Genomic DNA, 22,998 nt, shown 5'->3' with positions numbered 1-22,998 from the left:
GAGTTACGTCCAGTTCCTTCCTAAATGTAACGACGGAGGGAATGTACCATGGATATTGTATGTCTTGACCTAGAGGGTGTGTTGGTTCCTGAAATATGGATTAATTTTGCAGAGAAAACGGGAATCGAGCAGTTACGTCTCACTACCCGTGAGGTTCCCGACTATGATAAACTGATGACAAGCCGGCTTGCGATTCTCAAACAGCACAATCTCAAGCTTTCCGATATACAGGATGTCATTTCGACAATGAAACCGCTCGAGGGTGCCTATGAATTCCTCCAGGAGTTACGGAGCATGACTCAGGTTGTTATTCTCAGTGATACCTTTTCTGAATTCGCCCAGCCGCTGATGAAACAATTGGATTGGCCAATGATTTGGTGCAATGACCTCATTGTCGGTGAAAACGGTATGATCGAAGGGTATCGCATGCGGCTCAATGATGGAAAACGCCAGGCAATCGAAGCCTTGAAGGCCTTGAACTTCAGAACCTTTGCCGCAGGGGATTCCTACAATGACCTTACCATGATCCATACAGCCGATGGAGGCTGTCTATTCAGGGCTCCCGAGAAGATTTTGGAAGAGGAACCACATTTGAAACTTTCCACTACCTATGCCGAGTTCCTGCAGACCATCCGGGAATTTCTCAAGTCATGACAAAAAAACAGTTGCGTTCGCTTACGGTCTCTCTGATTGTGCTCATCTGCTCCCTTCTCATCGGGTACATCCTACTTGCACTTGTCTATGAGGGAAGCCTTCTGGTAATGGGACTCGTTGGCCTGTTGGTAGTATCGATTTCAGCAGCTTTGGTGTTCTATGCTGTCAAGCTGGTGCGGTTCTTTCAAAAGGAAACAAAAGATGGACAGAAGTAGCAGGAATGCCCTCGTAGAGGGAAAGGAATGGCAGAGACGCCAGACTGTAGTGTTTCTCAGTGACTTTGGTCTGGCAGATGGAGCGGTAAGCGCTATGCACGGGGTGGCAAACAAGGTTTCAAGCAGTTTGCTTTTGGATGACCTTACCCATGAGATTCCCCAGTTCAATATCTGGGAAGCTTCCTATCGCCTGATGCAGGCCATGACCTATTGGGCGGCAGGGACCGTGTTTGTGTGTGTGGTAGATCCCGGGGTTGGAAGCGACCGGAAAAGTATTGTGGCTTTGACCAAATCGGGGCATCTGGTGGTTACCCCCGATAACGGGACCTTGACCCACATTGCCGAACATGTAGGAATTGTTGAGATCCGGGAAATCAGCGAGGTTGCAAACCGCCTGGAAGGAAGCCAGAAAAGCTATACCTTTTTCGGACGCGATGTGTATGCCTTTACAGGGGCCCGCCTCAGCTGCGGGGCTGTCGAGTTTGAGGATATCGGGCCTCTTCAGGAATCTTTGGTCAAACTGAAGCTTCAGAAAGGGAGAAAGGCTGACGATACAACGCTCATCGGTGCCATCGACATTCTCGATGCCCGCTATGGCTCTCTCTGGACGAATATCAGCGGCGATTTCATCGAGGAAATGCACTTGGCCTATGGGCAGCTGTTACAGGTTACCATCACCAAGGATGGGCGGATTGTCTATGGGTACCCTCTCCGGCTCTGCAAAAGTTTTACGGAAGTAAAGCAGGGGGAGCCGCTTATCTATGTAAACAGCCTTTTGAATCTGGGCATAGCCCTTAACAAGGGGAATTTTTCTACAACTTATGGAATCGGAACCGGAGAAGGGTGGATTATCTCCCTATCCGTGGTATGATTTGCTGATTTGTAATCAACTTTCCTGAGGAGGAAAACTATGGAACAGTCTAAAGGCATGAAAGCCGTCAAAGCGGTTGTAATCATTGCCATTGGTGCGGCTTTGTATGGTCTCGGCGGTTTGATCAGTGTCCCTGTATTTGCAAATACCACTATCAAACCTGCTATGGCTATTCTTGCATTGTTTGCTGGTCTGTATGGTCCGATAGTAGGTTTCTTGGTTGGATTTTTAGGCCATTGGATTACCGACATGTTTGCCGGCTGGGGCGTATGGCCCACTTGGATGCTCGGAAGCGGAATCGTCGGTATCGCAATCGGGCTCTTCCCCATGCTGACAAAGCATTCACTTGACACCGGGATATTTTCCAAAAAGCAAGTTGGTTTTTTCATTCTGCTTGCTTTTGTCGGTAACTTCATAGGCTACTCGGTCAGTGCAATCCTGGATTTCCTGCTTTTCGCAGAACCCCTGGACAAGGTTGTTACACAACAACTGATTATTGCTTTCACCAATACGATTGTCATTGGAACCTTGGGTTCCCTGCTGATGTTCCTCGTTGCAAAAAGGAACAAGGATAACAGCAATCTGATAGTTGACGAATCCAAATAGTGGGGTAGAAGCCTGCAGGGTTTCCCCTGCAGGTATTATAATGCAAGAAACAGTCATATCGTTCAAAGACTTCTCCTTTACATACAAAGCCCAACAGAAACCTACTATCAAACATCTGGACCTTTCCATCTATAAGGGTGAGAAGATTTTGATTGTAGGTCCCTCGGGAAGCGGCAAGAGTACCTTGGGCAATTGTATCAATGCCTTGATACCCAATGCCTACCCGGGAAAAATAGAAGGAACGGTAACCGTTGCTTCCCTCGATATCGCTACCACCGATATCTACGAGATAAACAAGAAAGTCGGGACCGTCCTGCAAGATACCGACAGCCAGTTCGTAGGCCTGTCGGTGGCTGAGGACATTGCTTTTTCCCTTGAAAACCAATGTGTCAGCCAAGAGGAAATGGTTCCTTTGGTGCATCAGATGGCACATGTGGTGGGCATGGACCAGTTTCTCGGACAGAGTCCCCAGGAAATCTCAGGAGGCCAGAAACAACGGGTTTCGCTTGCAGGCGTTCTGGTTGATGATGTCGATATCCTGTTGTTTGACGAACCGCTTGCAAATCTTGACCCGGCGACCGGGAAACTCGCAATTTCCTTGATTGATGAATTACATAGGACCACTGGGAAAACAATCATTATCATCGAACATAGGCTGGAAGATGTCCTGTCTTGTCCTGTAGACCGGGTTATCCTTATCGAGGATGGTACCCTTATAGCAGACGAGACCCCTGAGAATTTGCTCCGTGGCTCACTTCTCAGTGAGAATGGCATACGAGACCCCCTGTACCTTGCCGCTATGCGGCACAGTGGCTGCAACCTTTCCCTGGCAAAGGATATCGCTTCAATCGATTCCCTTGACCTTGCCCCTTTCAAAGAACAGATCCTTTCTTGGTATCATCGGCAAGAGACCCCTGTCAAACAAAAACAAGGGACAGAATTGATTCGCCTTGAGGATGTGAATTTCTCATATGATGGCGTTCTTCCTGTCCTGCAGCACATCTCTTTTTCTGTAGACCAAGGGGAGATGGTAAGCATACTGGGTAAAAACGGAGCAGGGAAATCTACCTTGGCACAGATTCTCACTGGTATACACAAGAACGATAGCGGCCATGTATTCTTTGAGGATAGGTGTATTGATTCCGATTCTGTGACGGAACGTTCTGCCTTCATCGGGTTTGTCATGCAGAACCCAAACCATATGATCAGCCATTCGATGATTTATGACGAGGTTGCCTTTGCCCTGCGCCAGAAAGGATATGGTGAAGAAGAAATCAAAGGCAGGGTTATGGATGTCCTTACCCTGTGTAACCTGAAGCAATATCATACCTGGCCTATCTCAGCTTTGAGTTATGGCCAGCGAAAGCGCGTAACCATTGCTTCCATTCTGGTTATGAACCCCAAGGTGCTAATTCTCGATGAACCGACATCAGGGCAGGACTATGTGCGCTATACTGCCTTGATGGAATTTTTATGCACACTGAACAGGGAAACCGGCATAACCATTCTCTTTATCACCCATGATATGCATTTGGCTTTGGAATATACCAGCCGTTCCTTGGTTTTATGTGACGGCAACCTACTCTGTGACAAACGGGTGAGCGAGGTATTTGCCGACCGAATACTTTTACAGAAGGCAAACCTTACGGTGACCAGCCTTTATACGCTGGCTCAGCGGTGCAACATAGAAGATATTCCCTCTTTTATCGACTGCTTTATTCGAAGTGAAAAGGACAAACGTCCTGAAGGGAAACCGATCAGGAAAATGAGGGAATTGCCAGCACCCAGGGTTGCCCATAAGAAGGCAAAGAAATCCCAGAAAGTCATACGGGAACCGAAATCGGGCAAGAAATTCGGATTCGGCCTGCATTATGAACCTACCGATTCTTGGGTCCACCGACTCAATGGCGTTACCAAACTCTTGTTTTTTATCGGATGGATTATCCTCTGCCTGACCACGTTCGATATCCGCATACTTATTCCCTCCGTGGCCATAGCACAGATTTGCCTTGCTTCCTGCAAGGTCCCGATGAAGAAATTCCGACCGTTTATTCTTGCCATGTGTTATGTGATACTGGTAAATGCTTTCTTTATCTTTCTGTTTTCCCCTGGGCAGGGGACGATTTATCTCGGTACCCGTACAATTCTTTTAGGATCAACAGGGGCTAGGTATGCGTTGACAGTGGAGACGCTTTTCTACCTGGTGGTCGTCTGTCTCAAATATTTTGCTATTTTCCCTGTTGCCCTTTTATTTGTCACCTGCACCCATCCCTCGCATTTTTCCTCGTCTCTCAACCGTATCGGGGTCCGATACCGGACATCGTATGCAGTAGGCCTTTCGATGCGGTATCTTCCCGAGGTTACCTCAAGCTATGTCCACATCTTGCATGCCCAGATGGCCAGGGGCGTCGATGTTTCCAAGAATGTCCCCTTGAAGAAACGAATCGCTTCCGTGGGAAAGATATTGGCTCCGCTGGTATTGTCCAGCCTCGACCGTATTGATGTTGTTACCAATGCAATGGTATTGCGCGGCTTCGGAAAAAACAGAAAACGTACCTGGTTTTTAGCTACTCCCTTGAGGTTGATAGACTTTTTGGTACTTATAGTTTTTGCCTCTTGGCTGACACTCAGCCTGTATGAACGCTTCGCAAAAGGCGTTATGTTCTGGTATCCATGGTAAAAATATAGGGAAAATCAGGTAATTACGCAAAAACTGTTGTAATGTGCTTGACTCTTGGTTAGGTTATAGACATCTTTATTGCATAAAAAATCCAAGGGACGATGGTTCGTACCTTCGAGGAGGCAAACTGTGGCCGAGACTTTCTCACATGAAATGGAACAGGAGCTGATTTCAATGCGTAAGGAGTTGCTTGATAAGCTTACCGAGGATAATGTTGACTTCAGGGATATGGTAAATTCCATGGGTATCAAGGATAGTATCGATGTGGCTGCCGATGATATTGCCTTCAAAAAAATGGAAGCCATAAACAAGCATGAGGCTTCACGCCTAAAAGCAATTGAAAATGCATTGGCTCGAATCCATAACGGTAGGTATGGTCTTTGTTTGAAATGCGGTAAAAAGATACCTGAACAGAGACTTAGGGCCATACCCTATGCGGTCTTATGCTTTGAATGCAAGAATGCCGAGGAAATTCCCGGCCATAGATAATATAATGGGCCATTGATTTGGCCCATTGTTGTCAGTGGGGGATACTTTTTTCTATCATTGCAGGAAAAATGTTTGTATGGGGGGAAATCCATTGAAGGCCACGGAGGCATAGCTTGCTGTATAAGCCCCGGCAGACCGGATATATAGCCGGTCTCCCTGCTTAAGATCCAAGGGTAGTTCAACTTTTTCCTTTTCATACATGACATCCATACTGTCACAGGTAGGCCCAGCGAGGATAACGTTGTCCGTTGGGCCTGTCTTTTCGGAAACAATACGATATTTAATCGATTCATCAAGGGTTTCAATCATTCCATTGAACAAGCCGGCATCCACATAGACCCAGCGAGGGGTGCCTCCCGTGCTTTTTTTCGACACCAAAATGACTTGCGTTACCAGCGTGCCGCTATCTGCTGCCAATGACCTTCCCGGTTCGATGATTATCTGCAGGTGATCGTCGCCGAATTCCCTCTCCAGGTAAAAATTGATTTTTGAAGCATACTCTTCCAAGGGTGCGTTCGGGAGTTTGTAGGTTGCAGGAAACCCTCCCCCCATATTGAGCATTCTGATCTCAATCTGTTTTGTTTCCTTGAGTTCTTTTGCAAGGGCTGCACAGCGGGAAATTGCATTACCCCATTGTTCGATATCACGTTGCTGGCTTCCTACATGGAAGGAGAGCCCAAAGGGTTCCAGTCCCAGCTTTTGAGCCAATACGATTAAATCGAACGCCATTTCGGTACTGCATCCGAATTTCCTTGATAACGGCCAGTCTGCTGAGGAACTTTCCTCAGGGAGAAGCCTTACGTAGATTTTGCTGTTCGGTGCATGTTCTGCGAGGTTTCTGATATCTTGCTCGCTGTCAGAGGCAAAGAGTCTGACACCTTTTTCATAAAAATAGGCAATATCAGTGGCTTTTTTGATTGTGTTGCCAAAGCTTATCCTGCTTCCTTCGACGCCTAAAGCCAAGAGTTGATCCAGTTCGTACCGTGAAGCGACATCAAAATTAGACTTCTGGGAATCTAGGAGCGAAAGGATTTCCACTGCTGGATTCGCCTTCACTGCATAGTAGATCGAAGCCTGGGGAAACAGGGTGGTGAGTTCTTGGTAATTGTCTTTGATCTGGGCAAGATCAATAACGATGAGCGGGGTTTCCTTTGCTTGGGAAAAAGCAATTAATTTTTCAATGCCAAGGGTATCTTTCATTGCGGCTCCACTTTCTTTCTTTATATAAGGCCGCACTATATGGATAAAATTAACAGGTGTCAATTAATTGGCATTGAAAAATTAAAGATAGGGATTTGTGCGTTCTGCTCCAATAGTAGTCATGGGGCCATGCCCAGGCAGTACCTGGACCTCAGAGGGAAGTGTAAGCAGTCGATTGCAACTTTCAACAATTTTTGGGTAGGATCCTCCAAAGAGGTCAGTGCGGCCGATGCTTCCGGCAAACAGGGTGTCACCGGAAAACAGGAACTGACCTTCTTCGTGATAGAGGCAAATACCTCCAGGAGTATGTCCCGGGGTCTGTATGACCTTGAGGTGTGAATCCTGAAGGAACTGGCCATCGGTAAGGAATCCAGTGGATGACGGCAATTGCAGTAATTCCTCTTTGTATTGCTGGAGGAATGTCTTATCAAAGCAGGTTTCGCAGAGCAGCCGGTAAGCATCCTTGCCCAGGAACTGAGAGTCCTCTTTGGAAACAAGAATTTCCAAAAGAGGCCATTTCTCTTTGAGGGTACCCAGTGCAGTAATATGGTCCCAGTGACAATGGGTAAGCAAGGCAGCTACAGGTGTAACGTTGCGGGCCAAAATATGGCGGATGATGGTATCGCCTTCATTGCCTGGATCGATAATCCATGCACTGGAAGTTTCCTCATTGCCCATAATGTAACAATTAGTCTGGTACGGCCCAACAACGATACACTCTACGAACATCCTTTACTCCTTGTTTGAATAGCTTACAGCTGCAGTACGGCCTTTGATGTCCATACCGTTCAAGGTAGCAATTGCTTTTTCGCAATTTTCTTCGCTCATCGAAATGAACGAATACTTGTCATGGATGCGAATACTGAAGATTTCCTCTCTGGTAACACCCAATTCAGTCTGAAGCAATTGGGAAAGTTCCTTTGCATACAATCTTTTCATTTTGCCAATGTTGAGGTAGAGGGTTCTAGCCCCTTCGGGAAGAGCCCGTTCGGTAGTCTGTTTTGCAGCACCGGCTTCTTCTTTTGCCTTAGGTGCAGCAGGGGTGGGTTTTGTGGCTTTTTTTGCCTGTGGTGCGCGCTTTGGAGCCGGGGTTTTGCTTTTTGGAGTATTTGCCCCAAGCATCTCTCGAAGCAGATAGGCCATGAAATAACTGCGAAGCGTGAAGGGAACATTCTTCTTGATCAGTTTTTTCAACTGTTCCAGTTCGTCAGGATTCGGGTCGGCCTTTGTTTTTCCAGCGAGCACCTGAATTTTCCCTACGAGAATGTCTTCTTCATTAGGGGTGCTCTTGTTGTCATTTTCCATGAACAGGTCTCCTTGATAATCGATTTCCCGCTCTGCACATGCCAGTTGGGTAGGTGCGGGCTAATTTTGTTTCCTTTCTAGCCAGACGGAATGTCCTGGATATACTCCCGGCCGCGGGAATACATACCTACAGACGACGTCGCGCCGGCCTTATTGCCCGTAGCAAGGAATAGAACCTTGGGCAATCAAGTGGATACCGTCTGAAGCCCATCTTCTCACAATCGGGTCTTCATCCGGTCACACCTTGCATGGAAGGCGAGGCATTCTGGCAATGCATACAGGAAATCCTTCCAAGTCTATTCAGGGTAGGTTGCTTTTCTTATTTTTTACATAAAGACTTCCCATCCCTGAGCAGTTTGGATTCAGAATACCCAACAGGTCATCTCTTTGTCAAGGAAAGGTGGATTTTCCCTGTTATTTGACCCTCTTGGTAGGGTTTGCTTGCTTTACCTGTTGGCTGGTTTCTGTGATACTATCGTGGTATGGGAAATTTACAGGCTGACATCCTCGGAAAACAAAAAGAAATCGAAGGACACCGCAACGATTTGTTCGTGTTGTATGCCGACCTTGGAAAAACAATCGCAACTATTGAACAGGTTACTCCTCTTGGATATTGCCATGACGAATTCCTTGCATTCCAAAAACTGGAAGTACGTTCCCTGGAGGCAGAAAAAGCCTATGAAAGGCTCCACCAGTTCGTAAGCCAGCTGGAAGACCGTTCCCGGAAAATAAAACAAATTGAAAATGATATAAAATCCTTGAATATTCCCGCTGAGAAGCTGTTTTCCCGACTTGGGGCTATTGCCTATGAAGCCTATGGGGCGGAGACGTTGGCCGATTACCTGCTAGAGATTTGTTCCCCGTTTTTTGAAGGCCATTCACAAAGGACCAAGGGCTTGGAAAAAGCTTTTTTCGAAGCAGGCAAAGGTATAACGGATACATCTCCCTTTGTCCGTAGCAAAGCAAAATTGAAGGCAAAGGTTCTTTCCTCGTTGCTTGAGAGCCAGAGAAAGAAAGTGCTTCCCCAGTTTGCCAAGGCAGGGGCCGCCTTGGTGGAAGTTGGTTGTGAGGCCGATATACCTGGATTGGGGACTAAATCCCTTGTCCAGGAGATTGCGGTGTTCCAGAAACGGCAGCAGGATTTGATGGAGGAATTGTCAATTCATCGGAATGCGGTCGCGAAAATGAAGGACCAAGAGGTTGACAGTCCCCACCGGCAACTTGAACAAAGTAAAAATCAATGTATCGCCTATGGGAAAGAGCGAGACAAAGTTGCCTCTGTGTTTGGACGGGCCTTATACGAAACCCTACCTTCCGATATCTCCAGTTGGACAGTTGGCCAGAAGGCAATTTCCCTGATAGATCAGATCTCGCTGCATCTGAGGAGGATTGCCCAACTTGAAAAGGACATTCTTCAGTTGCAGAACATGATGAAAGTAGAGGAACTCCAGGCACAGATTGAGCTCGACAACCAAAAGGTTGCACACCTCAATGCCCAGATTGATGCTGCGAACCGGCAAATCAGCCAGGTTCAGCAAAACATTGAGGCTAAACGCCAGAAAATCACCTCAATGATGCCCCAGAAGGCTTTGGACTACCATGGCGAATAAAGAAGATGACAAGCAATCGCTTTTGGATCCCAAGCTATCTGCTACGCAAAAAGACCGGAAACCAAAAAGTACGGGACCAACCAGTGGGAAGATTATCCTCAAGGCCTCTGCTAAAGCTCCTGTCGAAAAACCTGCAGTAAGGAAGAAACCTCAGGTTTCTTCGAGGAAAGTGACTATAAAAGTCCCTGCTGGGGTAGCCAAACCCATAGATTCAGAGAAACCTGTCACAAAAACAGCAAAGGCAAGTACTGTCAAAGTATCGAAAAAACCGACGGTCAAGAAGCAAACAATTGTCCGGACGGTAAAAAGAATTGCCAATCCTGTTGTGCAAGGCTTGCCGGAAAAACCCAAGAAAGAGGCTATCCGTAAGACAATTCAGCCACCTCCCTTGGGCAAGAGGAAAGGCTATCGGCCCTCTTTACTTACCATCTTGAAACCAATAGCCTTCATTCTCTCGGCAATTATTTGCATCATTTGTGTGGTTTTATATTTTGAGACCAGAAAACCCGAAACCTTGCTACTTGCTGAGGATCATGTCCCCTCCAGTATGCAGAGCGTGCAACGGGAAGCCCTAGCCATCCAGATTATCCCTGGGATGACTGCACGGCAGGTTTGTTCTTTGCTGGAACAGCAAGGGGTAACCCTTGATGGTCAAAAACTCCTTGACTTTCTGGTTTCCCAGAACCTTGCCTCCGTACTCAGGAGCGGTTCCTATCTGATGCAAGCCGATATGGATAATGAGTCGATTGCGAACCAGCTCACTTCCAACAGCCTGATGGTATCGGTGACGATACCCCCTGGGTATACTATTGCGGCAATCGATATCTATCTGGCCAACCGTGGGTATGCCAAAAGCGGAGAGTTTTTCCAAGCTTCGGAAGACTTGAAAGTTGCTTATGGCCTCTCCTTCAGTGAAGGATGGCTGCTTAGCGGAACATATTCCATAAAACAGGATGCTGCTGCAAAAAATCTGGCTCTTTCCATGTTTGAGGCAATGTTGCAGGGGCTCAAGCCTTATTTGGATTCTGAACGGGTGTCCCTCTATGGTGTCGATGCAGTACTCATTGTTGCCTCTATGATTCAAGCCGAGACACAAGACCCGAGAGAAATGCCGCTGATCGCTTCGGTTATCTATAATAGGTTGGATGCTGACCAGCCTCTCGGCATCGATGCTACGACCCGTTATGAGTTGAATGACTGGGAAAAACCAATACCTTCCTCAGCGCTGGAACAGCAGACTCCCTATAACACGAGAAGAAAAACGGGTTTGCCCCCCAGTGGTATCAGCAGTCCTTCGCTGCAAGCAATCGAAGCGGCCTGTTTTCCCCAGTCGACTGACTATTTTTACTATCTCCATGGTACGGACAAGGCAATCCACCTGGCAAAGACCTATGAGGAACATAAACGGAATATTGAGAAATATCTCTAGTCGGAGAGCCCTTTGCGATAGAGTTGATAGGAATATGCTGCCGGAATTGAGACCAGTAGGGTCAAGACCGTGAATAGGGTTACCGCAGGCAGAAAAGAGGTAAGGCTGGAGAGTAACAGTACCATCCCCCCGATAGTCCAGACCCATCCTGCAACCCTGTGGGTTTTGTACCAGTTCTCTTCGCTGTTTAGCGTCCAGGGAAGTCTGATGCCTACGGTGAAGTTCTGTTTGCATTTTGGTAGGTAATTACCGGTGATGATGAACACCAGCGAAACAAAGACGGTGACAAATGTCTGTACGCGTATGGCATAGCCTAGGGAAATGAACAGGGTCATGGGGATGATGAAGATACCCAAACAGGCTATGAGCCATTTTGACAGGAACCGTAAAGGCTGTCCGTTGTTTTTTTTGGGGTCACTTTCCAGGATAATCTGAACTATGATGTTCAAACCTGCCAGGATGAGCGGGATACCAAATGCAGCAAAGGCTTTCGAGGCAAACCCATCAGCTTTCCCCTGTATGTCGAAATGGATTGCAATTTGGTCCGGAAGCCTATTGAAAAGCAAGGCTGAAAGAACCATAGGAAGGAGACAGAGCAGGGTGGATACAATCAGTGTTGCATTGATTCTATGTTTCATGTTCATTTTCCCTTGTGAATTGGGCACACCAGATCATGATTTCTTCAAATACCGATGCATTCAATTCATAGTAAATAAAATTTTTATATTTTGTTTCGGTAATCAGGGAGGCTTTTTTTAGTTGGGAGAGATGGTAGGAAACGGTAGGTGCTGATAAATCGCCCAGTTGGGCTGAAATTTCCCCGGCAGAAAGTTTTCCCGCTTTGAGCATGAGAAGAATTTCCCTTCTGGCAGGGTCTGCAATTGCTTTGATGGTTTCTGGAAATCCCATAGTGCTCCTATTTTGAAAGTGTTCTAAATAGAGACTATCTATTTATTTGGCAGTGGTCAAGGCATAAAAAAGGAATGCCGGAAAAACCTGCATTCCTTTTACCTGTGATACTAGCCTTATGCCTTGTTGTTCCAGCAGGTCATATCGAGTTCTTTGAGCATTTTTGCGGTGACAGTCGTACAGGTAAGGTCTCCTGTTACATTCAAGGCTGTTCTTCCCATGTCGAGAATAGCGTCGATTCCGAGAATCATTGCATAGGCTCCGGCAATGGGGGTTCCTGCAACAACAGGGAGGCCGACGGCATCCAGAACCATCAAAAGCATGATAGCTCCGGCACCTGGGACCCCTGCCGTTCCAATCGAGGCAAGGGTTGCTGTCACTATTATCAAGCCCATCTGGGCAAGGGTAAATCCCTGTCCCGTTGCGCTGAGGGCAATGAATGTTGCACATACTCCCTGGTAGATTGCCGTACCATCCATGTTGATCGTCGCCCCGAGAGGTAGGGAGAACGAATAGATGTCTTTCTGTACCCCAAGGTTTTCGGCAGCCTTAATGGTGATTGGCAACGTTCCGTTCGAGCTACGGGTGACAAAACCGGTTATGAAGGGGTTTTTTGCTTCATGGAAGAAGGTCTTGATACTGAGTTTGTTCAGGGCAAGCAGTCCCAGGTAGATAATGCAGATATGGATTGCATAGCCAAGGAAGGTGGCAAGGGTGACAATACCCAAAGATCCTACTACCTTCGATCCATTCTTTGCAAAGACTTCGGCTACAAGGGCTATTACGCCTATCGGTGCATATTCCATGATACCACTGATCATTTTCATCATGATGGTGGAGACTCCGTCAAAGAAATCGAAAACCGCGTTTCCTAATTTCTTTGAACGTGCATCGGTTGAGACACGCAAGTATGAGATCCCGATACCAAACAGGAGCGAGAAGAAAATAACCGGGAGGACGTTTTCATTGACAACAGCCTGCGCATAGCTAGTCGGGACAATGTTGATCAACGTGGTTGAAAGAGGTACTGCTGTAGCTGTTTTGATTGCAGCATCTACAGAGAGGGAAGCCAGGTCAGCACTTGGCCTGAAGATTGCGCCCATCAAAAGGCCTATCGATACTGCGAAGGCCGAGGTTGCAAGGTAGAGCAGGATAATCCTGATCCCTGTTTTCCCGAGATTGGCGGGACTGACCGAGGAGGCTCCTACGATGATGGTCGAAAGAATGATTGGCATCATGATCATCTTGAGCAGACGGACGAACAAAGCCCCGAAGGGTGAGACCCAAAGGATTTTTTCCTTGAAGATGAGGCCAAGAACTGCCCCGAGGACCAAGCCGATGAGAATCCTGTAAAGCAGGTTGAAATTAAAATACCACCCCAAAGGCCCTTTCACCTTTTTTTTCATTTCCTTTTCCATAACAACTCCTTTTGTTTTTTGGAAGGCAATAGTTTCTTTGCTCATTGTACATCTTGTTATCAGGGTAACAAAGAAAAATCTTTCTGTTTCATTCTTTTATCCTACCTTTCCTTGGCTACGGTTCCTGTACTTTTTTGCTGTGTGACCGTATGAGGGTTTTCTCTTGGCATGAAAAACACAAAGGAAAGCAACCTCTTTTCTGAAAGAAAAATAGAAGTTTTTTGTATGTGGTGTTACTATTAGCAGGGAGTGAGTAAATGAAATACCAATGTACGAAGGCTATGCTTGACAATCTGGGAGAAAAAAGCGGTGATTTGCTACCAAGGACTGGTGATGAGGACAGCTTCTTCGCCTGGCATGTCAACTACTGCATTTGGAACAGACACAAGGTTGTCATGGCTATGAATAACCTTACCCATTACTGCGTATTTCTCTACCGGCTTAAGCCAAAGGATATGGCAAGAATAGAGGCTTTGTTACAAGAGGCTATCAAAAGGGCTTTCCTTATGGAGGGTGTCAGCGAAAAAATGATTCGCCGATATTTCGAGATGGCAGGGGATGTCGGTTATTCCCAGAGTGCGAATCGAAGCATGACTTCAAAAATGAACGCCCTTGTGCGAGACGCTCAATTCAATGCTAGGTTTCTCGATGAAAAAACTATATTTCAGTCAGCTCTTTCGCTTAGATGTTCGCGAATGTATAGAGACAGGCAGGATCGATTGAAGATCTGCCAGGTTTTTCAGATGGCAATGCAGGATATTTGCGGTTTGGAAGGCAATCTGCAAGCGGTTGTCCCTTCTTTGCAGGTATCTGTTACTTTGGAGTTGGAGCATGAGAATGTGTTTCGTAGGTTGATCGTTCCCTCCTGTATTTCCTTTTTCCAGTTTCATACCATTTTGCAAGAGATATTTGAATGGCAGAATTGTCACCTCCATGAGTTCAGTCTAGGAAATAACGATAAAATAACCATGGATGATTTTGATGATGAGATTGGTCTGTATGGTGACGGGATACAGATACGGGAGGAAAGTCATGTCCTGCTCAAGGATGTATTCCCTGAGAAGAAAAGCTGTACCTACCTGTATGATTTCGGTGACAGTTGGCAACATGAAATCATCTTTGAGAGAGAAATTACCGGCAGTACCTTGCATGCAACGCTTTTGGAAATGATAGGACAAGCTCCTCCGGAAGACAGCGGCGGTCCCTACGGGTATGAGCAAAATCTGGCCTGTCTCAAGGACCGTGAGGACCCCGCATATGAAGAAACCCTCCAGTGGGTTACCTGGAGAACCGGCTATCGGTATTTCTATCAGTATAAAAAAGACAAGTTGCCCGTTGACCTGTATATTTGGTAATGGACTTTAGCGGTTTTTACTAGCCAGATAATCCAACAGACCAAGGCATCCTTGCCTTATATCTTTAAAGGTTGCCTCGAAGTTCTCCGTATACCAGGGGTCTGCAATATCGCGGGGTGAGGGGGTGTAGTCAAGCAAGCGATGGATTTTTTCCTGGGGGTCAGAGCAAAAGATCCGAAGCATGTTTCTCTTGTTGTTCTCATCCATGCCAAGCAGCAGGTCATACGAATCATAATCGCTGCTACGCAACTGAATTGCCCTGTGGTTTGCAAAAGCGATTCCTTGTTCCCTGAGTTTGGCCTTTGTGCCAGGATGAATCCCGTTTCCTATTTCTTCACGGCTGGTAGCCGAGGATGCAATGCAGAATTGATCTGATAGTCCGAGCTTGCCTACCATATCCTTCAACATGAACTCGGCCATGGTGCTCCTGCAAATGTTGCCGTGACATACGAACATAATCCTATACATGGGGCTCACTATAGCAAAGGAAGGGGAAGGTGGGCAAGAAAGCTGGCTCTAACTGGGTTCAAATCATGATTTTACGGGAATAAAAAAAACTCCCTACAATGTAAGGAGTTTGTTACCAAATTACCGGCGATCGGCAGCATCTTCCGATTTATTATCAGAGAATCTTTATTTTGTACCACCAAATGGGCATTTTGCATTTATAGAATAGAGTATGTATATCAAGGAATGGGCACAAAGAGGGCACATCATTTTTAGTAAAAATATAATGGTTCAAAGCTCCCGATGACAACACAACAAATTGTTTTATTAAACAAATTCAGATTCAATATCTTCTTGTTTGTTATACTCATCAATTTTTGTTTCAATATTTTCTTTTGTAAGTGATTTTTCCAAAGCAATAGCTGCTTCATGATCAAAATACCAAGAATCCATCTTATAAGTAAGAAAGTCATTATCTGCAACTTTTTTTTCATCTGTTTCAAGTATTAAGTAATGTATTTTCGGTGAAGTAGAATAAAAACTAGCAGTAAGTGTCAGACCCTTTACAGTATGGGGCTCTTTCATCAATGAATAATATGCGAAAACAGGAATTTTCAAGTCTGGAATATCTTTTGAAATAGAAACACCCTTAGTAATAGCCAAGGTCTCCCAATTCAAATATTTATTAATCATGTTTGTTAATATGCCACGACCTTCTTCCGATAAATATATGATTTCAAAATCACCTAAAGCATCTGAATTAAACAAAGATACATACCCCTGATTTTGATACATAGAGAGAACAGTAATTACTTTAACTGAATCATCCATAAGCTTATCCCATATATCATTTTCGTATTTGATATTTATATCGTCAGAAAGGAAGATAACATCTTCGGAAAAAAGAGAGGCAATAGAAACCACAGCTATCAAGAAAACAATAATTATTTTTTTAGCCATAATTATAACTCCTTCAAATTTAGAAGAATAACTTCTTTAGAGAATAAAGGAAATATCACTAGTAGATTATTATTTTTTGATTTTTGTTAATAGAAGTATTATGGCAAGCACAGGGGAGTGTTTTTCAGGATATACTTTCCTTTTCCATAAACAAATAAATCTATAACAATTTAACAAGGTAGCCAAATATCTTTGTTCCAAAACGAAAAATAGCTTTTGGTTATAGTTTTTTCATAGTACAGTAAAAAGGAGGAGTTGCCGGAATGCTTGAAAATAAGCAGCAAACATTGACAATTGATTCCATAGAGCTTGATATCGAGACTTTTTATGATCTGGGACTAAGCCAGGTTCCAGGCTACTCAAAAGAACGCGTGATTGCCTGTCTTCAAGCTTGCAAGAACATCTCTACTGAAGAATTGGACAAAGGATTTGGTGAATCGGTTTTGCGAAGTTCAATTTCTCACGGTAGAAAAAATTTGCTTAGACAGAAAATGCATTTATCATTGCAATAGTATTTAATCTTGGAGAGGAATACATGAAAGTAGAATGTCGTAAGCTATTATTGCCCTGTTGTAAGTTCTGATTCCGAAATTTACGCACATTAGGAAGTAAATAATATTTAGTGGAATGAAGTGAAAATTATCACTTCAACGAAAGGATAGAAAATGAAAGAACCTGAAGATCTGCTAGAAACTATTTCCAAACTTGCAGAACCAATAAATACGGCAATAATAAAAATTGCTAATGCTACTGGTGTAATATATGAACCCACTCGCGTAAAGAGAAAGGCAAAGGCAGAAGCTATGACAGATCTCATCCGTATGAGAACTTTATTTGGTTTTACCAAGAAAGAATCCCAATCAATTATGCGAATGAATTATATTAAGCATGATAATTATCAAGGTGTCCTTAATAAAGCTATTCCAAATTTTAAAGTTTCGTCCTCAACTTTCAATCCTAATAAGGTCGATCAAGATTGGCTAAGATTACACTTTGAGAAATCATCGATTTCTTCTGATGATGAGATGCAGCATTTATGGGCTAAAATAATAGCCGGTGAATTTAATTGCCCTGGATCGTTCTCTCGACAAACTTTGGTGATCGTTGAACAGTTGGATAAAGGAACTGCGCAATTATTCACAAGATTTGGATCATGTTTTTTCAAATTTGGAGGTTTGCTTTCTGCATATTATATTGAAAATGATGAGACTGAACGAATTCTTGGTATTTCATATTTTGATACTATTCAACTAGAATCTTTAGGGCTGATAAAGAAACAAATTAAAACAGGATTTAAAACTTTGGGGCTGATTTCTGATGAATCAGTAATGAACTATGAGTATTTTGATGAAGAAGGAGATATTCCTTTGCAATCTACGAAGGATGGTGATCAAGAATTCTATTCACTCCCTGTAGAATCAATCCTTCTGACAAGAACTGGTCGTGAACTAGGAGAAATTTGCGGTGCAACGAAAAATCTCGAGTATCTAAATTATGTGAAAAAGCGATGGGAGAAGCAACCGAAAGGTTAAAATACTCTGGGATTAATTTCAGTTAACCCCTTCGTTTTATAATCTCACATAGTATAATCTTTGTGATATCCGAAATTAGAGTTCTACAGGAGTTCCCTGAGCATCAACAATTTGTATATTTGTATCTTTTACAATATTGCTAATATTTATTAGCGGTATGATAAAACTTCCAAACCCTGCATTGGCAAAGGTCGATGATATTGTGCTTCTTAAGTATCCTAATAAAATTGAAGGTATTGTTGCCTTTACCATATATTCTTCTTGGGCTTTAGGCATATCACCAATTTTTTTAAACACACCAGCGATGCCAAAATTTCCTTTAGCTATCACTTTTTTCTTATCATTTATAGTGGTTAGTATTCTCACTTTGATATCAAGACCACCAACATAAGCAATCTCATTATCAGAATTGGAAAGCCTTTGGGGCGAACGGATATTTAGTTTAAATTGAAAACTGTCTTCATTACAAATTTCTCTTCGCTGTAATATAGTCACAGACGGGATTACAGAAAATTTAATGTTATCTACTTTGTAGCCTATAAATTGAAAATCAGCAACTATGCGGCTTTTTGTGTCCATACGGAATATCCTTCACAACTTATTTCATTATAGAATACCCTATTCTCCGAATGAAGAATAGGGTTTTTTGGATGAACAATTGTAATATATTCTGTTCCCTCATTTACTAAAAAACTATTAATAGTAGCAAAAGGCAAAACTTCGATAAATTCTTTCTGCTCGAGAATATTGCTTACAGAAAAATCACGATCACTAGTTGCCTCAAACATTCCTGATTTGTCTAGAAGTTGAGCAAACTCACCATCAATTGAATGGCTGAGTTCCTCTTGGAATTCTTCTGGAGACATCCTTCTCATTTCTTCGAGTACTTTTTTTATAGTTTTTTGTACTCTTAGAGAATTTTTCATCATGTCCTCCTGTATAGGCTATGCCTTATTATGCCTGCATCTCTAACAATATAGCAATAGGGTGGTCCTAATACCTGACAGGGATAATTTGGTGAATAATCTTTTGATAATGGAGAAACACCAACTCCCATAACTTTTATTTGACATCCTATCTCTATTTCAAATCTTTTAATAAAAGCATCAAACAATCCACATAGATTGCTTCTATTTGTCATATCAATTTTCAAAGCAATACCGGTTTGATATATTTCAACTCGTAATTCTCGTGCTTCAAGGTCAATAAACTCATTCTCCTCGATATCCCATTGCCCCAAAATAATAACCATTTCTTTATTTTCGCAATCTTTATAAGCTTTGAGTTTATTTAAACTATAATCATACCAGTTACATGATAATTCATAGGCTAGGCCTTCTTCATCGTCCCAGAAATATACTCCAGAACCACGTAAGCCTGTTCCACTTTTAAAGCCTTCACAACAAATATTTTGATAATTACTAGCTGTTGTTGCATGTAAACCATTTAAAACCATTTTTTCCTCAAAAAATTATTTTATTTAAAATAGTTGATTAATACTTCGTAAGTATGTTGCAATCATTTATAATTTGCAAGAAAAATTATTTCGAAAGAACAATAACCACATCTTTGTGCAATATGACTACATCATTCATGAAGACTGTCACCAGAAAAAAGAAGATGCGATAGTCAGTCTTCTTGGAATTTTCATGACATGCCCTCCTTTTTATTAGCAAAATATTTCTATATCCAATATAACCCCATATATCCCAAAAGGGGAAAGGGGAGCCGAAACTCCCCAATACTACATAAATGAGCTCGTTATCAGAACGACCAGCCAATCCCTGCCTTGAATGTCAGGCCATCGAGGCCCTTGTCAGGATAATAGACCGCCCCGCCTGTAAGTGATAGAGGCCCCAGGAACCTTATGCCTATGTCGGCACCGTATCCCATCTGCTTGTCCTCAGAGTTATAGAGCACCGATCCCCCGAATGTCGCCCGATATTGCTTGATTGTCTTATCGGACCCCTGGGCTTTTCCCAGGGCAAGGACTGTATTGTCGTACTGCTTGGAAAGCTTCTTATAATCGTCCTGCAGGGATGAGTACTTATCCTGAACCGCGGCAAGATCAGTCCGGTATTGCTCCTGCAGGTCAGAGTAGGCCGCCTGCTGGATGGATACCAGGTTCTTGACCTGTTCAAGAGTCGCCTTCAGTTCCGTCAAGTCGCTCGCGTCTGCGTTGTCTGCGCTTTTCAAGTATGCCAGCAGTTCGCTCTGCGCTTGCGAGAGAGCCGTCGAGCTGCTCTGCAACTGTTCCAGCGACGTTGTGCCCAGGGATGGCGTTTCCGTCGCTACCGCTGATTGTCCCGTTTTCGTCTGGTCCGGTACTGCGACTTGTATCTGAGTCTGTTGCCCGCTTGCCTGCCTCGTAGGCCAGGCTCCCAGCGGCAAGGCTGCCAACGACAGCACCAGCAAGATACTTGCGGTTCGTAACCAGGAATCTCCATGTTTTCTTGAGACTCTTCCACACATCATGCACCCTCCGTTTCCGATGAAGTCTTACTCGAGGTCGTCTTGGAGACGATCTCTTCCTGCGTATCGGTATCGATTGCCTTTGCATAGACAAAAGCCCACCACAGACCCGCCAACAACCCCACGAAGGTCGTGATGCAGAGCCATATCCACATGGACCCGAATGAAGTGGTCTTGCTTGCAGTCAGGAAGCAGAAATCCGCTCCCAATGTAGCTGCGATACCAATCCAATATTGCCAGATTATCTTGTCCCGATCCTCTACGACCTTGTACCAGATATCCCCGGCCACGATCGTGATTACCGTGAAGATCATGATCTGGGTCATGAAGTCGAGCATGCTCTGCCAACCGAACGGAATATTGAACAGCATCCCGGCCAATACGCTGGAACCGAATACCAACAGGTTCCGTACGAAGCTGTGGCTGCCTTGCTTCTTTGACGTATCATTCATTTTTCCTTGTTCTCCTTCTTTCCTTTCTGGTTCTTTTCGAATCCGTGCCAGGTATCCCATGCCCAGGCCGACGACGCTGCCATCAAAAACCCTTGTCCCAATCCGTTCTTGAGAAAGATATCGATGATTCTCGGCACCGTTTCCGTGGCCGTCGTATTCTGCATCCCCCATGCCGAGGCAATGAGGAACGCTGCCAGGAACAGGATCAGCGTTATCCATCGGTTGCCCAGGTTCGGAATCTGCTTGAGCAGAATTCCCAGCAGGAACAACGGGCCGATCCAGTACAGCAATGGCCGTTGGAGGAATATCTGTGCAATCACAGCCATGTTGTCCATCGTCAGTTCGTTGCCTCCGTACCGTCGTTTTCATCGGAGTCCCTCTGCTCCGGAGGCTGTGGAAACCCGTTTTCTCCGACCTCCAGCAGGAATCCGATCTTTTCGGAGAGATCTTCGAGGATTTGTTCCTTGACCTCGTTGGGAAGATCGGTCTCGATCTCATAACTCTTGCCGGCAACGGTGACAGTGGCCTTTGCCTTCGGAGTTGTTACCTAGCACTTTAATCTATAGCAAATTTTACACAATCTGTTGAAGTGAATATTTGCTAATTGCGCTATAGCGAACAATGCATGAAAGAGGCCCCCGAAGGGGGGCCAGGAAAACAAATTCAGGGGAGGATCTCAGAACGGTTCATCCTCCGTTCTAGGCTCTTCGTGAGTATTCGATGAATCCAAGCTATCTACCCAGGCTTCCCAGTAATCCTGGTAACGGGGATCATCGGGCGATACCCATCGGCCATTCTCATCCCACAGGTCACTGGTCGCGTTGCGTTGCCAGGAACCATCCCTATCATGACAGTGTGATATCATGGGTCACTCCCACCAATTGCGTGAAACATTTCTGATCGTCTCTGCCGAGATGGATGTTGTCCCATGATCCATCCCGTAACCGAGGGCAAGCAAGCAGACCGAATTGATATTCCGCGGGATTCCCGCGGAAACCTGGCCGATTGCTATCAATGCGGGCTTCTCGAAGATATCGGAGTTGCAACCTCCTATTACCTTCAGATGATGGTCTATGTACCCGAAACATTCGTCCTGTGTGAGATTGCGGAGGTTGTAGCCGTCGATAACCCTGTTCATGAGAGGGCGCGCCTGCGGGTTGCGGAGTTTCTCGAACAAACCATCCTGCCCGCACATGACGATGGCCTTTGCCAGGTTCTGCTGGCTTATGAGGTGGAGCTGGGCAAACACGTCGGTCTGGAAAAGGTGCGCCTCGTCGACAAACAATACGGGACGCTTGCCGTCGTTGCGGATGAGGTCGAAAACCTCATGGATCTGCCTGAGCATCGAGGACGGCTGGTTTGTCCTCGTATGGATGCCGAGCGAAGCCATGCACTGCCTGAGGACCTCTACAAACCCCCATTGTCCGCCTACCAGGTCGATGACCTGATAGCTTTTTTGTGGTAGCTGGTGGAGTGCATAGCGAAGGGAGGTGGACTTGCCGGCCCCTACGTCGCCTATGACGGTGAAATACATGTTGTTCTGGACGGCGAACTGTATGCGTTTGCTGATCTCCACCATCCCGGAGAGCAGATACATCTGGTCGGGCCGTATATCCGGGGAAAAGGGGGTCTGCCTGAACCCGTAGAAGGTACGGATGTCTGTATTCATGGCCGTACCTCCGCCCCGCTCTGGATGCATGGCATCATCCTCTGGGCCCTTGAATTGGCATGCAGGTCGACCGGTTTGAGGAATCCGAGGCTCCTGCCGTCATAGAAGGCCTCCACGTTTTCCATAGAGGTAAACCGGAGGTCGATCTTTCGACCGGTGTAGCCGAGGGGAACCTCCAGCAGTACCGAGTTCAGGCTGACGGTCCTGGCTTTGCTTACCGTCCGGGTCTCCCTGCTGCGGAAAAGCCGGGGAAGGTCCTGGGGTGCCGGCCTTACTGCCTCCACCTCTGAAAGATAACATTGCAGCGGCGACATCCCTATCCCGGAATGGACTCTACCGTTGTATTCCTCGACATATTTCTGCCAGCGCCGGTTCAGCTCGAACAGCTCAAGGGGTTTTTCCCCCAGGGTGGGCAGGAACTGCATTCTTACCGTGGAATAGAAACGCTCGATCTTCGCCTTTCCTGTGGGGGTGTATGGCTTGGCATGGGTGAAATTCACCTCCAGTGCCGCGCAACCCAGTTTGAGCCGCTCATCCCTCATGGCAGCCCCATTATCGCCGTTTTGTTGAATTCAACAAAACGGCGATTTCAACGATAAATTAGTTTTGCCGAGACCTGTCAGTAATCTTTCTGTTGCCTAGAATTAACACTAGGGATTCGGCAAAATCTTTTCACGCCAATATCTGAAATGACTACATACTGTATTCATCCAAAGGAGAATATT

Annotated in this window: 30 protein-coding genes; 13 read left to right on the top strand and 17 right to left on the bottom strand. The window is 45.2% G+C overall.

Annotated features, from left to right (window positions below; all coding sequences use genetic code 11):
* Nucleotides 1-48: 48 nt before the first annotated feature.
* The 6 genes from thrH to SPIGRAPES_RS05605 all read left to right on the top strand — a co-directional run bounded on the left by thrH (nucleotide 49) and on the right by SPIGRAPES_RS05605 (nucleotide 5,515).
* A complete protein-coding gene (thrH, locus tag SPIGRAPES_RS05630) occupies nucleotides 49-654 on the top strand; it encodes a bifunctional phosphoserine phosphatase/homoserine phosphotransferase ThrH (protein ID WP_014269805.1) in 606 nt (201 codons plus the stop codon).
* The gene (locus SPIGRAPES_RS05625; protein WP_014269804.1) at nucleotides 651-869 is read left to right on the top strand and encodes a hypothetical protein; all 219 of its coding nucleotides are present in this window, start codon (nucleotides 651-653) and stop codon (nucleotides 867-869) included. Before thrH ends, SPIGRAPES_RS05625 begins: the two co-directional genes overlap by 4 nt.
* Nucleotides 856-1,740: an SAM hydrolase/SAM-dependent halogenase family protein gene (locus SPIGRAPES_RS05620; protein ID WP_014269803.1), complete on the top strand. Its 885-nt coding sequence runs from the start codon at nucleotides 856-858 to the stop codon at nucleotides 1,738-1,740. Before SPIGRAPES_RS05625 ends, SPIGRAPES_RS05620 begins: the two co-directional genes overlap by 14 nt.
* A gap of 39 nt (nucleotides 1,741-1,779) precedes the next feature.
* Nucleotides 1,780-2,346 carry an ECF-type riboflavin transporter substrate-binding protein gene (locus tag SPIGRAPES_RS05615; RefSeq protein ID WP_014269802.1) on the top strand — a complete coding sequence of 189 codons (567 nt, stop codon included), beginning with the start codon at nucleotides 1,780-1,782 and terminating at the stop codon, nucleotides 2,344-2,346.
* Nucleotides 2,330-5,026 (top strand): energy-coupling factor transporter ATPase, encoded by a 2,697-nt coding sequence (locus tag SPIGRAPES_RS05610; protein WP_342626413.1) that lies wholly within the window; start codon nucleotides 2,330-2,332, stop codon nucleotides 5,024-5,026. The genes SPIGRAPES_RS05615 and SPIGRAPES_RS05610 overlap by 17 nt, the downstream gene beginning before the upstream one ends.
* Before the next feature lie 129 nt (nucleotides 5,027-5,155).
* Nucleotides 5,156-5,515 carry a TraR/DksA family transcriptional regulator gene (locus SPIGRAPES_RS05605; protein WP_014269800.1) on the top strand — a complete coding sequence of 120 codons (360 nt, stop codon included), beginning with the start codon at nucleotides 5,156-5,158 and terminating at the stop codon, nucleotides 5,513-5,515.
* 54 nt (nucleotides 5,516-5,569) lie between these two features.
* Here the strand turns inward: SPIGRAPES_RS05605 and SPIGRAPES_RS05600 are convergent, their stop codons facing one another.
* The 3 genes from SPIGRAPES_RS05600 to SPIGRAPES_RS05590 all read right to left on the bottom strand — a co-directional run bounded on the left by SPIGRAPES_RS05600 (nucleotide 5,570) and on the right by SPIGRAPES_RS05590 (nucleotide 8,020).
* On the bottom strand, nucleotides 5,570-6,715 hold the full coding sequence (locus tag SPIGRAPES_RS05600; protein WP_014269799.1) for a type III PLP-dependent enzyme: 1,146 nt from the start codon (nucleotides 6,713-6,715) through the stop codon (nucleotides 5,570-5,572).
* A gap of 81 nt (nucleotides 6,716-6,796) precedes the next feature.
* Nucleotides 6,797-7,444, bottom strand: a complete 648-nt coding sequence (locus SPIGRAPES_RS05595; RefSeq protein ID WP_014269798.1) for an MBL fold metallo-hydrolase — start codon at nucleotides 7,442-7,444, stop codon at nucleotides 6,797-6,799.
* A 3-nt stretch (nucleotides 7,445-7,447) separates the two neighbouring features.
* Nucleotides 7,448-8,020, bottom strand: a complete 573-nt coding sequence (locus tag SPIGRAPES_RS05590; protein ID WP_014269797.1) for a DbpA RNA binding domain-containing protein — start codon at nucleotides 8,018-8,020, stop codon at nucleotides 7,448-7,450.
* A gap of 482 nt (nucleotides 8,021-8,502) precedes the next feature.
* Here SPIGRAPES_RS05590 and SPIGRAPES_RS05585 point away from each other — a divergent pair, with 482 nt between their 5' ends.
* Together SPIGRAPES_RS05585 and mltG are read left to right on the top strand one after the other, a co-directional pair.
* Complete coding sequence (locus tag SPIGRAPES_RS05585; RefSeq protein ID WP_014269796.1) at nucleotides 8,503-9,630, top strand: hypothetical protein; 1,128 nt, start codon at nucleotides 8,503-8,505, stop codon at nucleotides 9,628-9,630.
* The gene (gene mltG, locus SPIGRAPES_RS16480; RefSeq protein WP_014269795.1) at nucleotides 9,620-11,059 is read left to right on the top strand and encodes an endolytic transglycosylase MltG; all 1,440 of its coding nucleotides are present in this window, start codon (nucleotides 9,620-9,622) and stop codon (nucleotides 11,057-11,059) included. The genes SPIGRAPES_RS05585 and mltG overlap by 11 nt, the downstream gene beginning before the upstream one ends.
* Here the strand turns inward: mltG and SPIGRAPES_RS05575 are convergent.
* The 3 genes from SPIGRAPES_RS05575 to SPIGRAPES_RS05565 all read right to left on the bottom strand — a co-directional run bounded on the left by SPIGRAPES_RS05575 (nucleotide 11,056) and on the right by SPIGRAPES_RS05565 (nucleotide 13,386).
* Nucleotides 11,056-11,697, bottom strand: a complete 642-nt coding sequence (locus tag SPIGRAPES_RS05575) for an SdpI family protein (RefSeq protein ID WP_014269794.1) — start codon at nucleotides 11,695-11,697, stop codon at nucleotides 11,056-11,058. The genes mltG and SPIGRAPES_RS05575 overlap by 4 nt on opposite strands.
* A complete protein-coding gene (locus tag SPIGRAPES_RS05570; RefSeq protein WP_014269793.1) occupies nucleotides 11,687-11,968 on the bottom strand; it encodes an autorepressor SdpR family transcription factor in 282 nt (93 codons plus the stop codon). Before SPIGRAPES_RS05570 ends, SPIGRAPES_RS05575 begins: the two co-directional genes overlap by 11 nt.
* A gap of 116 nt (nucleotides 11,969-12,084) precedes the next feature.
* Complete coding sequence (locus SPIGRAPES_RS05565) at nucleotides 12,085-13,386, bottom strand: dicarboxylate/amino acid:cation symporter (RefSeq protein ID WP_014269792.1); 1,302 nt, start codon at nucleotides 13,384-13,386, stop codon at nucleotides 12,085-12,087.
* 257 nt (nucleotides 13,387-13,643) lie between these two features.
* On the opposite strand from SPIGRAPES_RS05565, the gene SPIGRAPES_RS05560 reads away from it, so the two are divergent.
* On the top strand, nucleotides 13,644-14,741 hold the full coding sequence (locus SPIGRAPES_RS05560; RefSeq protein ID WP_014269791.1) for a plasmid pRiA4b ORF-3 family protein: 1,098 nt from the start codon (nucleotides 13,644-13,646) through the stop codon (nucleotides 14,739-14,741).
* Between the two features lie 6 nt (nucleotides 14,742-14,747).
* On the opposite strand, the gene SPIGRAPES_RS05555 is transcribed toward SPIGRAPES_RS05560, so the two are convergent.
* Together SPIGRAPES_RS05555 and SPIGRAPES_RS05550 are read right to left on the bottom strand one after the other, a co-directional pair.
* A complete protein-coding gene (locus SPIGRAPES_RS05555; protein ID WP_281047915.1) occupies nucleotides 14,748-15,197 on the bottom strand; it encodes a low molecular weight protein-tyrosine-phosphatase in 450 nt (149 codons plus the stop codon).
* A 318-nt stretch (nucleotides 15,198-15,515) separates the two neighbouring features.
* On the bottom strand, nucleotides 15,516-16,148 hold the full coding sequence (locus tag SPIGRAPES_RS05550) for a hypothetical protein (protein WP_014269789.1): 633 nt from the start codon (nucleotides 16,146-16,148) through the stop codon (nucleotides 15,516-15,518).
* Between the two features lie 263 nt (nucleotides 16,149-16,411).
* On the opposite strand from SPIGRAPES_RS05550, the gene SPIGRAPES_RS05545 reads away from it, so the two are divergent.
* Both SPIGRAPES_RS05545 and SPIGRAPES_RS05540 read left to right on the top strand, forming a co-directional pair.
* On the top strand, nucleotides 16,412-16,660 hold the full coding sequence (locus tag SPIGRAPES_RS05545; protein ID WP_014269788.1) for a hypothetical protein: 249 nt from the start codon (nucleotides 16,412-16,414) through the stop codon (nucleotides 16,658-16,660).
* 153 nt (nucleotides 16,661-16,813) lie between these two features.
* Entirely contained in the window at nucleotides 16,814-17,680 is an 867-nt protein-coding gene (locus tag SPIGRAPES_RS05540) for a DUF2806 domain-containing protein (RefSeq protein ID WP_014269787.1), read from the top strand.
* A gap of 75 nt (nucleotides 17,681-17,755) precedes the next feature.
* Here the strand turns inward: SPIGRAPES_RS05540 and SPIGRAPES_RS05535 are convergent, their stop codons facing one another.
* The 6 genes from SPIGRAPES_RS05535 to SPIGRAPES_RS05505 all read right to left on the bottom strand — a co-directional run bounded on the left by SPIGRAPES_RS05535 (nucleotide 17,756) and on the right by SPIGRAPES_RS05505 (nucleotide 20,930).
* Nucleotides 17,756-18,259, bottom strand: a complete 504-nt coding sequence (locus SPIGRAPES_RS05535) for a protein-export chaperone SecB (RefSeq protein WP_014269786.1) — start codon at nucleotides 18,257-18,259, stop codon at nucleotides 17,756-17,758.
* Complete coding sequence (locus SPIGRAPES_RS05530; protein WP_014269785.1) at nucleotides 18,238-18,606, bottom strand: hypothetical protein; 369 nt, start codon at nucleotides 18,604-18,606, stop codon at nucleotides 18,238-18,240. The genes SPIGRAPES_RS05535 and SPIGRAPES_RS05530 overlap by 22 nt, the downstream gene beginning before the upstream one ends.
* Complete coding sequence (locus SPIGRAPES_RS05525; protein ID WP_014269784.1) at nucleotides 18,606-19,136, bottom strand: hypothetical protein; 531 nt, start codon at nucleotides 19,134-19,136, stop codon at nucleotides 18,606-18,608. The genes SPIGRAPES_RS05530 and SPIGRAPES_RS05525 overlap by 1 nt, the downstream gene beginning before the upstream one ends.
* A gap of 308 nt (nucleotides 19,137-19,444) precedes the next feature.
* Nucleotides 19,445-20,155: a hypothetical protein gene (locus tag SPIGRAPES_RS05515; protein WP_041384467.1), complete on the bottom strand. Its 711-nt coding sequence runs from the start codon at nucleotides 20,153-20,155 to the stop codon at nucleotides 19,445-19,447.
* The gene (locus SPIGRAPES_RS05510) at nucleotides 20,152-20,604 is read right to left on the bottom strand and encodes a hypothetical protein (RefSeq protein ID WP_014269782.1); all 453 of its coding nucleotides are present in this window, start codon (nucleotides 20,602-20,604) and stop codon (nucleotides 20,152-20,154) included. The genes SPIGRAPES_RS05515 and SPIGRAPES_RS05510 overlap by 4 nt, the downstream gene beginning before the upstream one ends.
* Entirely contained in the window at nucleotides 20,601-20,930 is a 330-nt protein-coding gene (locus SPIGRAPES_RS05505) for a hypothetical protein (RefSeq protein ID WP_155816666.1), read from the bottom strand. The genes SPIGRAPES_RS05510 and SPIGRAPES_RS05505 overlap by 4 nt, the downstream gene beginning before the upstream one ends.
* Here SPIGRAPES_RS05505 and SPIGRAPES_RS16975 point away from each other — a divergent pair.
* The gene (locus SPIGRAPES_RS16975) at nucleotides 20,915-21,163 is read left to right on the top strand and encodes a hypothetical protein (protein ID WP_155816665.1); all 249 of its coding nucleotides are present in this window, start codon (nucleotides 20,915-20,917) and stop codon (nucleotides 21,161-21,163) included. The two genes, SPIGRAPES_RS05505 and SPIGRAPES_RS16975, sit on opposite strands and share 16 nt — an antisense overlap.
* Before the next feature lie 117 nt (nucleotides 21,164-21,280).
* Here SPIGRAPES_RS16975 and SPIGRAPES_RS16970 read toward each other — a convergent pair whose 3' ends face one another.
* Genes SPIGRAPES_RS16970 through SPIGRAPES_RS16965 form a run of 3 tightly spaced genes read right to left on the bottom strand, consistent with a single transcriptional unit; the run spans nucleotide 21,281 to nucleotide 22,587 of the window.
* Nucleotides 21,281-21,469 carry a hypothetical protein gene (locus tag SPIGRAPES_RS16970; RefSeq protein ID WP_014269780.1) on the bottom strand — a complete coding sequence of 63 codons (189 nt, stop codon included), beginning with the start codon at nucleotides 21,467-21,469 and terminating at the stop codon, nucleotides 21,281-21,283.
* Nucleotides 21,470-21,472: 3 nt separating this feature from the next.
* Entirely contained in the window at nucleotides 21,473-22,273 is an 801-nt protein-coding gene (locus SPIGRAPES_RS05500; RefSeq protein ID WP_014269779.1) for an ExeA family protein, read from the bottom strand.
* Entirely contained in the window at nucleotides 22,270-22,587 is a 318-nt protein-coding gene (locus tag SPIGRAPES_RS16965) for a hypothetical protein (RefSeq protein WP_155816664.1), read from the bottom strand. Before SPIGRAPES_RS16965 ends, SPIGRAPES_RS05500 begins: the two co-directional genes overlap by 4 nt.
* A gap of 12 nt (nucleotides 22,588-22,599) precedes the next feature.
* Here SPIGRAPES_RS16965 and SPIGRAPES_RS16960 point away from each other — a divergent pair, with 12 nt between their 5' ends.
* On the top strand, nucleotides 22,600-22,872 hold the full coding sequence (locus SPIGRAPES_RS16960) for a hypothetical protein (RefSeq protein WP_155816663.1): 273 nt from the start codon (nucleotides 22,600-22,602) through the stop codon (nucleotides 22,870-22,872).
* Nucleotides 22,873-22,998: the final 126 nt, after the last annotated feature.

Origin of the sequence: Sphaerochaeta pleomorpha str. Grapes (assembly GCF_000236685.1) — a bacterium.
GTDB lineage: Bacteria > Spirochaetota > Spirochaetia > Sphaerochaetales > Sphaerochaetaceae > Sphaerochaeta > Sphaerochaeta pleomorpha.
Note: the sequence above shows the minus strand (reverse complement) of the source record. Positions and strands in the feature narration are given on the sequence as shown.